Origin of the sequence: Phaeobacter sp. LSS9 (assembly GCF_003443595.1) — a bacterium.
GTDB lineage: Bacteria > Pseudomonadota > Alphaproteobacteria > Rhodobacterales > Rhodobacteraceae > Phaeobacter > Phaeobacter piscinae.
The window spans coordinates 1,477,079-1,490,148 of the sequence record NZ_CP031956.1 but is presented as its reverse complement, the minus strand read 5'-3'; the positions used below and the strand labels follow the sequence as shown (position 1 = coordinate 1,490,148).

Annotated in this window: 12 protein-coding genes; 6 read left to right on the top strand and 6 right to left on the bottom strand. The window is 60.7% G+C overall.

Annotated features, from left to right (window positions below; translation table 11 throughout):
* Nucleotides 1–134: 134 nt before the first annotated feature.
* Both D1820_RS07095 and D1820_RS07090 read left to right on the top strand, forming a co-directional pair.
* Nucleotides 135–416: a DUF6455 family protein gene (locus D1820_RS07095; RefSeq protein ID WP_052463921.1), complete on the top strand. Its 282-nt coding sequence runs from the start codon at nucleotides 135–137 to the stop codon at nucleotides 414–416.
* Between the two features lie 96 nt (nucleotides 417–512).
* Nucleotides 513–779: a DUF6455 family protein gene (locus D1820_RS07090; RefSeq protein ID WP_118068356.1), complete on the top strand. Its 267-nt coding sequence runs from the start codon at nucleotides 513–515 to the stop codon at nucleotides 777–779.
* On the opposite strand, the gene D1820_RS07085 is transcribed toward D1820_RS07090, so the two are convergent.
* Nucleotides 776–1,165, bottom strand: coding sequence for a thiol-disulfide oxidoreductase DCC family protein (locus tag D1820_RS07085; protein ID WP_118068355.1), 390 nt, complete (start codon nucleotides 1,163–1,165; stop codon nucleotides 776–778). The genes D1820_RS07090 and D1820_RS07085 overlap by 4 nt on opposite strands.
* A 296-nt stretch (nucleotides 1,166–1,461) precedes the next feature.
* On the opposite strand from D1820_RS07085, the gene D1820_RS07080 reads away from it, so the two are divergent.
* Nucleotides 1,462–2,814 carry a hypothetical protein gene (locus tag D1820_RS07080; RefSeq protein WP_254683374.1) on the top strand — a complete coding sequence of 451 codons (1,353 nt, stop codon included), beginning with the start codon at nucleotides 1,462–1,464 and terminating at the stop codon, nucleotides 2,812–2,814.
* A gap of 19 nt (nucleotides 2,815–2,833) precedes the next feature.
* Here D1820_RS07080 and rimO read toward each other — a convergent pair whose 3' ends face one another.
* Complete coding sequence (rimO, locus tag D1820_RS07075; protein WP_118068353.1) at nucleotides 2,834–4,255, bottom strand: 30S ribosomal protein S12 methylthiotransferase RimO; 1,422 nt, start codon at nucleotides 4,253–4,255, stop codon at nucleotides 2,834–2,836.
* A 411-nt stretch (nucleotides 4,256–4,666) separates the two neighbouring features.
* On the opposite strand from rimO, the gene D1820_RS07070 reads away from it, so the two are divergent.
* Nucleotides 4,667–6,619 carry an AsmA family protein gene (locus tag D1820_RS07070; RefSeq protein ID WP_118068352.1) on the top strand — a complete coding sequence of 651 codons (1,953 nt, stop codon included), beginning with the start codon at nucleotides 4,667–4,669 and terminating at the stop codon, nucleotides 6,617–6,619.
* A 78-nt stretch (nucleotides 6,620–6,697) separates the two neighbouring features.
* Here D1820_RS07070 and D1820_RS07065 read toward each other — a convergent pair whose 3' ends face one another.
* From D1820_RS07065 to D1820_RS07050, 4 genes are read right to left on the bottom strand one after another with little or no spacing between them, the layout of a single operon-like run.
* Nucleotides 6,698–8,194, bottom strand: coding sequence for a phosphomannomutase/phosphoglucomutase (locus D1820_RS07065; protein ID WP_118068351.1), 1,497 nt, complete (start codon nucleotides 8,192–8,194; stop codon nucleotides 6,698–6,700).
* A gap of 21 nt (nucleotides 8,195–8,215) precedes the next feature.
* Complete coding sequence (kdsA, locus tag D1820_RS07060; protein WP_118068350.1) at nucleotides 8,216–9,049, bottom strand: 3-deoxy-8-phosphooctulonate synthase; 834 nt, start codon at nucleotides 9,047–9,049, stop codon at nucleotides 8,216–8,218.
* A gap of 4 nt (nucleotides 9,050–9,053) precedes the next feature.
* The gene (locus D1820_RS07055) at nucleotides 9,054–10,760 is read right to left on the bottom strand and encodes a capsule biosynthesis protein (RefSeq protein ID WP_118068349.1); all 1,707 of its coding nucleotides are present in this window, start codon (nucleotides 10,758–10,760) and stop codon (nucleotides 9,054–9,056) included.
* Nucleotides 10,738–11,397, bottom strand: a complete 660-nt coding sequence (locus D1820_RS07050; RefSeq protein ID WP_014875338.1) for an ABC transporter ATP-binding protein — start codon at nucleotides 11,395–11,397, stop codon at nucleotides 10,738–10,740. Before D1820_RS07050 ends, D1820_RS07055 begins: the two co-directional genes overlap by 23 nt.
* A gap of 279 nt (nucleotides 11,398–11,676) precedes the next feature.
* Between D1820_RS07050 and D1820_RS07045 the strand changes: the two genes are divergently transcribed.
* Together D1820_RS07045 and D1820_RS07040 are read left to right on the top strand one after the other, a co-directional pair.
* Nucleotides 11,677–12,270, top strand: coding sequence for a uracil-DNA glycosylase family protein (locus tag D1820_RS07045; protein WP_118068348.1), 594 nt, complete (start codon nucleotides 11,677–11,679; stop codon nucleotides 12,268–12,270).
* Entirely contained in the window at nucleotides 12,267–13,064 is a 798-nt protein-coding gene (locus tag D1820_RS07040) for an SseB family protein (RefSeq protein ID WP_118068347.1), read from the top strand. The genes D1820_RS07045 and D1820_RS07040 overlap by 4 nt, the downstream gene beginning before the upstream one ends.
* The last annotated feature ends 6 nt before the right edge of the window (nucleotides 13,065–13,070 follow it).

The following is a 13,070-nucleotide window of genomic DNA, read 5'->3' as shown; positions in this document are numbered from 1 at the left end:
GCCCAGTGTTTTGTGCGTCCGGTGTTTTGGGCGTCCGGCGTCTCTGTTTACCGGCTGTTTGACCTGCATCAAGTCGCCCCGCTTTGACTGAGGTTAAGTTGCCCGCAGGATGAATGATTTCCGGGGACAGCGCGATGACCAGCCAAACCAACGAGACCAGCAGGCGAGATCTGAAAACCCACGCCGCCCTGTTTGACCGCATGGCAGAGACCGTGGGCCTTGATCTTCAGGAGGAAGCGATCTCCGGGCGGCTGCGATTTGATGAGATCAGTGAGGCGGTGCTGCGCTGCACCCGCTGCGGCGGCGTCGGCGCCTGCCACAAATGGCTCGACAAGGGGCTGCGCCCGGGGGCCGAGGCGCCCGACTTCTGCCGCAACCGCGACCTCTTGGCCTACCTGAACGAGGATGAGGTCTAAAGTCTGATCCCAGGCGTGCATTGGGCGAGGCCTCTCAATCGGGCCGCCAGCCCGATATTCCGCCCCTCTTATCCGATCCTCACAGGAGATCCTGACATGCACCCCTTGGGCCACCCGCTGCATCACCTGCGTCTGATCAAACGGATGGGGCAGGCCTGCGACGTTGATCTATCTGCCAGTTTTGCGGCGGGGCAGATCACACAGACGGATTGGGCCGATATGGTGACCCGCTGCCGTGGCTGTCGCGAGGTCGCCCGTTGCGAGGCGTTTCTGGATCAGATCGACCGCACCGCAGACACCATGCCCAAGGCACCACTGCAGGGTTGCCGCAATGGCGATGCGCTGCTCCGGCTGCGGGACTAAGCGTGGCTGCTGCGCCGCTGACGCAGCCGGTGCCAGCGATAGAGCACCGGCGCCAGTACATAATCATAGAGGGCGGAGGCCAGCTGGCGCAGCCCCGGCAGCCCAACCACACGCGCCACCCAGCGATACCCCGGCATCCGCGCCCAAAGCACCAGAAACGCCGGGATGCCACTCAGCACCTTGCCCTGATGGCGTACATGCAGCCGCCGTGCGGCCTGATCCGCATCAACACCCCAGCGCGCCAGATCTTCTGAGTTGAGGTCATCAAAACGCAACGGCAGCTCCCGCCGCTCCGCCAGATTGGCGTAATGGCGGATCTCGATACTGCACACCGGGCAATCTCCGTTATAGAGGATCTCGGTGCTGTCGTCCTGAGGGGTCGGCATGGTTGGATGCCTCCTAGTTGAATCATTACCTAAGAAATGTAACGTCGACCGGGCGCATGGCGAGAGGCAGATGGTCACACCTGCGCTTGGCTTGGACCATGCCATACTCTCTCACTCCGTGCTGGACCGGCGGGGCGGGCGCTGCAGTCAGGCGGGTGCTGCCTGTGCTGAGACGTCTAGGATGGTGACACTTTCTATCACAACCTTTGCAATGCCTCATAAGTTGTGCAAAATCAGCGTATGATTGTATGACCTATGAGTTTTTATCGTATTGGCAAGAGGGGCTTTGACGCATCATGGAAAGACCAGAATATCTGAAACAAGGAGAGCCTGCGCGTCTTTTCCCGGTTTTGTCCAATAACTCCAAAGAGGGGCGAACAACTTCAATTCTCTTGGCATGCCTTTCCAAAGTTGAGGAACTGGCATCAGAGTTACTGGCGTCGTTGGGGCAACGGACTGGCAAACGCACCACGGTAGAGACGTTCACTGAAGTGGTTTTTGATGGTCAAAAAGAGGCGTGCAAAGATCGTCCTGACGGGTTGATCATCGTTAAAAACGGTTCTCGTGAATGGCGGGCCATGGTGGAGGCAAAGATTGGCAATAACCCTCTGACCGCAGAGCAAATTGAAAAATACCGCAGCTTGTCAAAGGACAACGGGATTGACTGCGTCATTACGATTTCCAACCAGTTTGCGACTTTGCCCGCGAGCCATCCACTGGAAGATGTCCGTAAAAGCCGGTCAAAGATTCCTGTTTTCCACTGGTCATGGATGTTTGTCCTAACGGCCGTGGATTTGTTGATCAGCAACGATGGTGTGGCCGACGATGATCAACGTGTGTTGCTGAATGAACTGAGACGCTTTTTGACTCATGAAAGTGCAGGCATTCGTGGGTTCGATCGCATGCCGCCAGAATGGAGTGAGCTAAACAAACTTGTCTCTGCTGGTGGTAAGATACTTGCGAAATCACCAGAGGCTATTTGTGTATTGGACGCTTGGCATCAAGAAACCAAGGACCTGTCTTTGATTATAAGCAGGCAGACGGAAGCAAGTGTCAGAGAGCGCTTGAACAGGAAGCACGCAAAGAATCCTGCAGATCGTCACAAAGATGAATTGAACCAGCTAAGAGAAGCTCATCAGCTGCAAGTCAGCTTTGATATACCAAATGCTGCTGCCCCTTTGGAGGTTGTCGCGGATCTCAACCGTCGAACGATCGAAGCTGGAATGACACTCCGGGCACCTGAGGACAAGAAATCATCAAAATCGCGATTGAATTGGCTGCTCCGTCAATTGAAGAGCGAAGCCAGCAGTGATCTGTTTGTTCGTATGACTTGGCCCGGGCGCAGTGAAGATACCCATTTCCCCTTGGTGGAGTTGGTGACGGATCCGGATCTTTGCGAAAAGGATAAAAACGGACTTCAAGTCGTTAGTTTTCATATCTATGTCGCAAAGCGCTTGGGCGGAAAGTTCACCCAGCAAACAAACTTCATCGCTGAGCTTGAGACGATTGTCCCGGACTTTTACCGCGAGGTTGGCCAAGATCTAACGTCATGGCGAAAACCTGCACCAAGAATTCGAGAGTCTCAGACAGACGCCAGCGTTCAATCGATTGAAGACGAAGCGGAAGTGGTGGCGTTGCGGGCGCAGTGAGTATCGGGGCTTCAGCGGCCTAGCCAGCCCTGACGCCCCACAGATCATACTCTCCCGCTTCATCAACCTCAACGGTGACCAGCTCGCCGACCTGCAACCCTTCGGTGCCCTCGTCAATAAACAGGTTGCCGTCGATCTCAGGCGCGTCGGCTTTGGTGCGGCAGGTGGCGATGCCGTCCTCGTCGATGTCGTCCACGATCACCTGTAGGGTCTGGCCGACCTTGGCCGCCAGCTTCGCCTCGGAAATCGCCTGCGCTTTCTCCATGAACCGGTCCCAGCGCTCCTGTTTCACCTCTTCGGCGACGTGACCCGGCAGGTCGTTTGACCGCGCGCCATCGACGTTTTCGTATTTGAAACAACCCACACGATCCAGCTGTGCCTCATCCATCCAGTCGAGGAGATGCTGGAACTCCGCCTCCGTCTCGCCGGGGTAGCCAACGATGAAGGTGGAGCGGAGGGTAATATCCGGGCAGGTTGCGCGCCAGGCCTTGATCTCATCCAGCGTTTTGGCTGCAGCCGCCGGGCGCGCCATGCGGCGCAGCACATCCGGGTGGGCGTGCTGGAACGGGATATCCAGATAGGGCAGCAGCGCGTTGTCCGGATCCGCCATCAGCGGGATCAGCTCACGCACATGCGGGTAGGGGTAGACATAGTGCAGCCGCACCCACAGCTCATCCGCGGGGGCCAGTTTGCCCAGCTCGCGGCTCAGATCCTGAATATGGCTGCGCAGCTCACCGTCTTTCCACGGGTTCACATCATATTTGCGATCCAGCCCATAGGCGGAGGTGTCCTGCGAAATCACCAACAACTCGCGCACACCAGCATCCACCAGTTTTTCCGCCTCGCGCAGGACCGCATGGGCTGGGCGGGACGCCAGTTTGCCGCGCATGTCGGGGATGATGCAGAATTTGCACTTGTGATTGCAGCCCTCGGAGATCTTCAGATAGCTGAAGTGGCGCGGCGTCAGCTTCACACCCGCTGCTGGCAGCAGATCTACGTAAGGGTTGGGTGAGGGCGGCACGGCGGCATGGACCGCATCCAGCACTTGCTCATATTGATGCGGGCCGGTCACCGCCAGAATGCGGGGGTGGTGTTCGCGGATATAATCCGGCTCTGCGCCCAGACAGCCGGTGACAATCACCTTGCCGTTTTCCTTCAGCGCCTCACCGATGGCCTCAAGGCTTTCGGCCTTGGCACTGTCGAGAAAGCCGCAGGTGTTCACGATCACCGCATCCGCCCCTGAGTAATCCGGCGACACGCCGTAGCCCTCAGCCCGCAGCCGCGTCAGGATCCGCTCACTGTCGACCAGCGCCTTGGGGCAGCCCAGGGACACCATGCCAAGGGTCGGCTGCCCCTCACGGGGCGCCTCGCCAAGCCGGGGCTTGGGCGCAAGATCGGGGCGAAGGCTGGGCGGATTGGCGGAACCGGGTGTCTGTGTCATGCGCGCGCATATATCAGGACTGGGGCAGGAGGCAAGGAAAACGGAGGGGTTGGCCGTGCACCCGCTGTACGCCCCCTGTGCCTCCCTCGTTCGTCAGAGGCTGCATTTCCCGAGTACCCGGACGATAGGCCGAGCAGCACCTGACTTTCTCCCTGGGAAGGCGCTTTGCACCTCCTCTAGGTACGACGCTGCCCTCGGAGGCCGAATAAGACCACCGACCATGGATAGCCCTAGGAATGGCGCATGATCTCTCTGAGAGGAACGGTCAGCGGCACCGGCTGCGCGGACCAACAGTCGCAAACACGCAATGCTTTGATACCGGGCGAGGGCTTCGCGCATTGCACCCGCCCGCCCACGCGGTAAGCTGCGCAAAACCCCGCGGGAACAGGGGGCAAGGCAAGAGGTGCGGTGATGAAGCTGATAATCCGGGTTGTAATAGCGCTGGTGGTGGCCGTGGTGCTGCTGTTGGGGGCGCTGCTGGTGCTGCCGGGCGAGAAACTGGCCCAGCTGGCCGCGAGCCAGATCGAGAAGCAGACCGGGCGCACGGTGACCTTTGGCGGGCGTGTTGGCTACACGCTCTGGCCGACGCTGGGGGTGAAGGCAGACCGGGTGGCGCTGTCCAATGCCGATTGGGCTGGTCCTGAGCCGATGCTGACGGCAGAGCGACTGACCATTGGTATTGCCGCAGCGGATCTGATCGGGGGTAAGGTTCGGGTGACCGAACTCTCGGCGGTGTTGCCACAGCTCAATCTCAGCACCCGCGCGGATGGCACCGGCAACTGGGTGCTGGATCCCATTGACGACGGCCAGACCGGGGCCGCGCCAGCCGCAGAGGGCCGCATGGAAAGCCTGCCGGTCAGTATTGAGGCGCTGAACCTCACTGGCGCCAGCCTGCGCTACGCCCCCCACGGCGAGACTCCGATTGAGCTGACCCAAGTTGATCTGGCGCTGCAGTGGCCTGAGCCTAACGGGACTGTGCTGGCCGATATCACGCTGCGCCCGGCTGGCGCGCCGGTGCAGATCGCGGCGGAGATCGGCACGTTTGAGGCATTTCTGGCAGGGCAGGTTGCCTCGGTCGGGGCCAGTGTGACCGCTGATGAGACCGAACTGCGGTTTGACGGGCGGGCCAATATCACTGGCGCTGCGACGGGTCGCCTGACTGGAAAAAGCTCTGATTTGGCGCGCAGCCTTGCGGTCTTGGGCGGCGCTGAGGGCGTTGACACACCCGCGGTGGAGACTTGGCTCATCGGGTCGGATCTCACTTATACCACCGATGGGCGTCTGGCGCTGCGTGATCTGACACTGGAGGCAGATGCCAATCGGTTGCGCGGCGCAGCGGATGTGGTACTCGGCGACGTGCCCAAGGTGACCGCGCGTCTGAGCGGTGACCAGCTGGATTTCTCGGCGCTGCTGCCCGCGGGCGATGCGGACCTGCCTGCGGCGGCTGCAGCTGGCACGGGTACCGATCCGGTCAGCGACGGCTGGTCGCGCGAGCGCATGGATTTCGGCTGGCTGGCGGCGCTGAATGCGGCGATTGCACTGGATGTTCAGGGGGTCGACACCGGCTCCGTCAAACTGGGGCCAAGCAAGCTGGACCTCGCGCTGGACAACTCTCGTGCGGTTCTGAAATTCCTGCCTGCCAGCGTCTTTGACGGTCAGGTGCAGGGGCAATTGGTGGTCAACAATCGCAACGGTCTGTCGGTTGGTGGCAAGCTGAATTTTCAGGACATCCGGCTGGAACAGGCGCTGGGGCAGACCATGGGATATGATCGCCTTAACGGTGAGGCGCTGGGCGAACTGGAATATCTGGGTGTCGGCAATTCAGTGGCGGAGATCATGTCTTCGCTCAGCGGCAAAGGCTGGCTGGAGGTCGGCAAAGGGTTCTTTACCGGCTTTGATCTGGAACAGCTGATGCGCAGCGGCAGTGGCAATGGCGGCAGCACCGTGTTTGATCAGCTGACCGCCAGCTACACGATGGAAGGTGGCAATCTCCTTAACCGGGATCTGCTGCTGACCCTGCGCGGGCTGCGCGCCGAGGGGGAGGGCCGCATCGGGCTTGGGGCGCAGGATCTGGACTATCTCTTTACCCCCAGCATCCAGCGCGGGGATGGCAGCACCCGCCTGTCGATCCCCGTGGCCATCACTGGCCCCTGGAGTGATCCGAAAATCCGCCCCGACCTGAAACGGGCGCTGGAGCCGGAAATCGACGCGGTGGAACAACAGGCCAAGGATCGCCTGCGCGAGAAGTTGAGCGAAGAGTTGGATACAGAGATCGCGCCTGAGCAGGACATCAATGAGGCGATCCGCGACCGGATCGAGAAAGAAGCAAAGGACCAGTTGCTGCGGCTTCTCGGCGGCGATTGATGCTGCGGCGAGATCACGTGCCCTACAACAGAAAACGCCCGCCAATGGCGGGCGTTTTTGCATCAACTCTGAGGATGATCAGAAGGTCTGATCATAGTCACCGACCAGCGGTTCGGTGCGGATCACCGCGTCAATCTCGGCAAAGATCTCGCGCAGTTCCGCCTCGCTCTCGCTGCTTTCGCAGACCACCACCAGATTTGGCGTATTGGACGAGGCCCGCACCAGCCCCCAGGACCCGTTCTCAAGGATCACACGCGCACCGTTCACGGTGACGACCTCCTTGATAGGACGGCCTGCCAGCGTCTCGGCAGCCTCGGCCTTGGCAACCAGCTTCTCGACCAGACGCTCCAGCACGGTGTATTTCTCGGTATCGGCACAATAGGGCGACATCGTGGGCGTTGCCCAGGTCTTGGGCAGCGCCTTCCTCAGGTCCGACATGCTCTTGTTCGGGTTGCGGTCCATCAGTTTGCAGATTTCCACCGCCACGCGCATGCCGCAGTCGTAGCCCCGGCCCACAGGTTCGGCGAGGAAATAGTGGCCGGATTTCTCAAACCCTGCTAGCGCGCCGATTTCTTTCACCCGCCGTTTCATGTGGCTGTGACCAGTTTTCCAGTAGTCCGCCGTCACGCCATTGGCCTTCAGTTCGGGATCGGAGGCAAACAGCCCGGTGGATTTTACATCCGCCACAAAGGTCGCATTCGGGTGCAGTTTGGACAGATCGCGGGCCATGATGACACCGACCTTATCGGCAAAGATCTCTTCGCCCTCATCATCCACGACGCCGCAACGATCGCCGTCGCCATCAAACCCCAGCGCCATATCGGCGCCAGAGGCCTTCACGCTGTCGGACATATCGTGCAGCATTTCCATGGCTTCGGGGTTCGGGTTGTAGTGCGGGAAGGTGTAGTCCAGCGCATTGTGGCTATCGACCACCTCGACCCCCATCCGTTCAAACAGCTCCGGTGCAAAGGCGGAGGCGGTGCCGTTGCCGGTGGCGCAGACCACCTTCAGCGGGCGGGACATTTTGAAATCGCCGACCAGATCGTCGAGATAGGCTTCTTTCACACCATCCACAAACTGATAGGAACCGCCGGGGCGGGCGACGCCCTCACCATTCAACACGATATCGCGCAGTTCACCCATCTCGTCTGGCCCATGGGTCAGCGGGCGCTCAAAGCCCATCTTGACCCCGGTCCAGCCGTTGGGGTTATGCGAGGCCGTGACCATGGCCACCGCAGGCACATCCAGATGGAATTGCGCAAAATAGGCCATCGGCGACAGGGCCGGGCCAATGTCGCGCACCTCGATACCGGCCTGCATCAGGCCGATGATCAGCGCGTGTTTGATAGAAACCGAATAGTCGCGGTAGTCATTGGCCACCGCAATCACCGGCGGGATGCCGCGCTTGTGCATTTGCGTGCCAAGCCCCAGCCCCAGCGCCGTCATGCCGGGCAGATTGATTTCCTCAGGGTATTTCCAGCGCGCGTCATATTCGCGAAAACCGGTGGGTGTGATCATCGGATCGCGCAGAAAGCTCCAGGTGTTCGGGCGCACCTCGGGGACGGGTTTGGTCATGGGATTACGCTCTCTTGTCGATCAGATGCGGATAGGGTCGGCCTTGGCCAGCGCATCAAAGCGCATCAGGCTCTCGATCAGCTTTGGCATCTGGTCCAGATAAATCATGTTTGGCCCGTCAGATGGCGCGTTGTCCGGGTCTTCATGGGTTTCAATAAACACCGATGCAATGCCCAGCGACACTGCCGCACGCGCCATCAGCGGCGCAAATTCGCGCTGTCCACCAGTGGAGCCGCCCTTGCCACCGGGTTGCTGGACAGAATGGGTGGCGTCCATCACCACCGGGTAGCCGCCCTGCGCCATCTGCGGCAGCGACCGCATGTCGGCGACCAGTGTATTGTAGCCAAATGAGGTGCCGCGCTCGGTCAGCAGGATGTTCTTATTGCAGGTGCTTTCCACCTTGGCGACGACATTGGCCATATCCCAAGGGGCCAGGAACTGACCCTTCTTGATATTTACGGCCTTGCCGGTGTTGCCTGCGGCCAGAAGCATATCGGTCTGGCGGCACAGGAAGGCCGGGATCTGCAGGATATCCACGGCCTCGGCCGCCACTGCACATTGCGCCTCTGTGTGGACATCGGTCAGCACAGGCACGTCAAATTCCTTGGCGATGGTTTGCAGGACCTTCAGCCCCTCATCCACGCCCAGCCCACGTTTGCCGGACAGCGAGGTGCGGTTGGCCTTGTCGTAGGAGGCCTTGAACACATATTGCGCGCCATATTTTGCGCAGGCCTCTTTCATCTGACCCGCGATCATGCGCGCATGATCTAGGCTTTCCAGCTGGCAGGGGCCAGCAATGAGGGTCAGCGGGCGGTCATTGCCGATGCTGAGGTCGGCGACGGAGATATTTTTCATGGCGTTATGACGAAACCTGTTCTCGGAGGATGGACGCAGTAAGCGAGCACATCAGGTAGATACCGGAAAAGATCAGGAATGCCAAAATCGTATTTTCAAATCGGCGGGGATAGGACGCTTCCTCACTTGGGACGGGTTCCACCGCTGTCGTCAGATAGCGCACCTGACGGTTTGCCTCCATCCGGGTCTGCTCCACCTGTTGCAGGGCCGATTGCAGCATCATGTCACGGGTGGCCAGATCGGCCTGCGCCATCTGGATCTGCACCGTCAGGCTGGCGAGCGAGTTTTCGCCGGCTGAGGCGTCGATCATGCGGTCATTCAGCCGCTGAATGAGACTGTTCAGCCGCGCAATGTCTGCACGCGCGCCATCCACCTTGGCCTGGTTGGGGCGGGCATTGTCCAGCAGGGCAGCCAGCTCCAGCTCCTTTTCCTGACGCTGCAGTTCAAAGGTGCTGATCTGTGAGCGCAGCGACATGATCACGCCTTCTGGGTCAAGCACGGTGCCACGCTGTTGCAGCTTGACCAGCCGTTCCTGGGCATTGCGGCGTTTGTCCTCCGCCATCTCCAGCGCGGTTTCGGCATCGCCCACCTGATCAGAGCGTTTCTGCACCGACAACTGGTTCACCTTTTCCTGCGCATAGCTGATCAGCTTTTGGGAAAACTCGGCCGAGACCTGCGGGTCGGCGGCGGTGACCTCCATCCGGACGACACCCTCCGTCGGGTCGTAGCCAATCTTCACGTTGCGTGAATAGGTCTTATAGGCTTCCTCGTTGGTGGGGTTGTCTTCCAGCCGTTGAATCGGGTCGATCCACTCCTGCGTGAAATGGGATTTGAACCCGACCTCCCGATCCAGCCGCAGCATCGCCTCCTTCGATTGCAGGTAGCTTTGCACCGCGATCGAATCCTGACTGGTGGCAAACTGCGTGCCACTCAACAACCCGCCCAGCCCGCCGCCGCCGCCGGCGCTGTCGGCCTTGAGCACCAGAAATTCCGATTTCGCGGCGTACATCGGCGTCGCAACGCCATAGAAATAATAGCCCGTAAGTGCCGTTGGCAGCATCACGAAAAACGCCAGCCGCGCGCCGAGCAGCAAGAGCTTGCGACGACGGCGACGGGCGATATCGCGCTGAATTTGCTGAATTTCGCGGTTGCGCCGCTCCGCCGGGCTCAGCTCGGTTGCGGGCAGGGACACCTTGTCGGACGGCACCGTTTGCGGCAGCTGTACGCTGCCCGGCGCCTGCGGCGCACCCGCGGGCTGGGCCGTGTTGGGCTGCACCACCAGCTCCAGCATGTTGGCGCGCTGGAACGGGTCGATCCCCTTCAGTCGCAGCTGACGCACAGCATCAAAATCGGAGGTGGCGGGCAGGTTGTTTTTCTGCGCGATACGGCGGGCCAGCCGCAATTGGCGTCCCGTTAGCCCCTCCTTGCGGATCTCATCCAGATCGGTGGAGGGTTTGCCGGTCTTTGCTTTTGACGGCTCCTTGATGGAGATGGCCTCATCCGCAGGTGAGGTCCCAGCGCCGCCAGGCGCCCCGGAACCTGCCTCTCCGGCGCGAGTCTTGCCTGCAGCTGTCGCCGATGCAATGGGCGGAACAGCCTGGGCCGCGTCAGCGGCGCTGGGCGGCGGGACGGGGCGTGCAGCCGCGGGCTGCGTTGCGGCGCCACCACTGCGGCGGACCCGGAATTTCTTAGCCTTGGGTTTGGTAGTCATAGAGCTGTTTCGCTTCTTCCAAGGTTTCAAACATATGCAACTGGCCATCCACCAGAACAGCCGCAGAACGGACGAATTTCTCCAGCGTCTTGGGCTGGTGCGACACCATAATGATGGTGGTGGTCTCAAGCCGTTCCTGCAGGATTGACCCGGCTTTCTTGTTGAATTCCACATCGGTGGTGCTGGGCATCCCCTCGTCGATGAGGAAGATATCAAAATCCAGCGCCAGCATCAGCGCAAAACTGAACCGCGCCCGCATACCGGAGGAATAGGTGCCGACAGGTTGGTCAAAATACTCGCCCAACCCACAGAGCCAGCGACAATAGGCTTCGACGTAATCAGGATCCAGCCCGTAGAGATTGGCGATATAGCGGGCATTGGCCATCGCCGACAGGCGGTTGATCACCCCGCCCATAAACCCCAGCGGAAACGAGATCCGGCAGCCGCGGCGAATTTCACCCTCATCAGGTTTCTCCAGCCCGGCCATCATATTGATAAGGGTGGTTTTGCCGGTGCCATTGGGCGCCAGCACCCCCATCGATTTGCCGAGATCAACGCGAAAGGACACCCGGTCAAGGATCACCTTGCGCTGGGTGCCGGTCCAGAAGGACTTGCTCACGTTTTCAAACTCAAGCATCGCGTGTTCCGGTGCTGCTCTCGGCCCCGTTCAGGGGCCTCTGGTCCTCATGATGCGTCAGGCGGATCCCGACGGCCTTATGCCTGCACTAACAGATTTGTGTTAACGATATAGGCTGCTATTTGGACCATATTATGTCCAATTGTTATGGGATTTATCAACGCTCCGTTAACCAGATGACGCGGCTTTGATCACGTGGCGGCGTTCTTGCAGGCTGCGTAGCAGGTGAATGGACAGGGTGCCACGAGGCTGCGAACGGGCAGATAACAGGGGGCAGAGATGACCACAACCGAGCATCTGAGGCAGGAGATTCGCGCCTGTCGGCTATGTGCGGAACGGTTTGCCGCAACCGTGACCCGGCACAGCCCGCGCCCGGTTGCCTGGTTCGACAGTGCCGCGCGTATCCTGATCGCCGGTCAGGCACCGGGCGCGCGCGTTCACGCCAGCGGTCGCCCCTTCACCGATCCGTCCGGGGATCGCCTGCGTGAGTGGTTGGGGTTGAGTGAGGCGCAATTCTATGACCAGTCGCTGGTGGCAATCGTACCGATGGCCTTCTGTTTTCCGGGATACTCCGCGAAGAAGGCCGATCTGCCGCCCCCCGCGATCTGTCGCACCACTTGGCATGATCGGGTGATGGCCAGCCTGCCCAATATCGGTCTGCGCGTGCTGGTTGGCGGCTATGCCCACAGCTATCATCTGGGCGGCAAACAGTCGGTGCAGGCGCGGGTCGAGGGCTGGCGAGATCATGCGCCGCAAGAGTTTCCCTTGCCACATCCGTCCTGGCGCAATACCGCATGGCTGAAACGCAATCCCTGGTTTGAGACCGATCTGCTGCCGGTCCTGCGCGCCCGGGTTCAGGAGCTGATATCATGACTGACGCCACCCCTCTGGATCACAGCCACGCCGCAATGCTGGCCGCCCCCCAGGACGATGCGGCCCGCCTGCGGTTCTACGAGCGGCTGGCGGACAGCGAATTATTCCTGATGCTGACCAAAGAACCCGAGGGCGACACCATTGCGCCGGAGCTGTTTGAGACCTCCGATGGCACCTTTGCACTGGTGTTTGATCGCGAGGACCGGCTGGCAGAATTCGCCGGGCGCATTGTTCCTTATGCCGCTTTGTCGGGTCGGGTCGTGGTGCAAATGCTGGCGGGGCAGGGGGCAGGGGCCAAAATTGGCCTTGGTGTTAACCTTGATGTGGCGCCGTCCGCGATCTTGATCCCGGCTGAGGCGGTGGCCTGGCTGCATGACACGCTGGGCCAGACCCCGGCTGAGGTCGATGCCGAGATTGAGGCGATCACCGCGCCCAAGGGCCTGCCGGAGATGCTGATCACGGCGCTTGACACGAAACTCGCCACGGCTGTGGGGCTGGCACAATCCGCCTACCTGGTGGGACTGCACTATCGTGGCGGCGGGCAGGGCCACCTTTTGGGGTTTGTTGATGCCAAGGAGGCTGCGCAATCCGCATTGGCCAAGGCAGTGGGAGAGGCGCTGACCTTCTCCGGGGTTGAGGCGGGCGCGCTGGATGTCGGCTTCTTTGCCAGCAGCGATGCCATGGCCGCGCGTCTGGCGCAGGCCGGGCTGCGGTTTGATCTGCCGCAACCGGCGGAACCGGTGCTGCCGTCGCCCCCCGGGCGCGACCCGGAAAATCCGCCCCGGCTCAGCTGAGGCAGT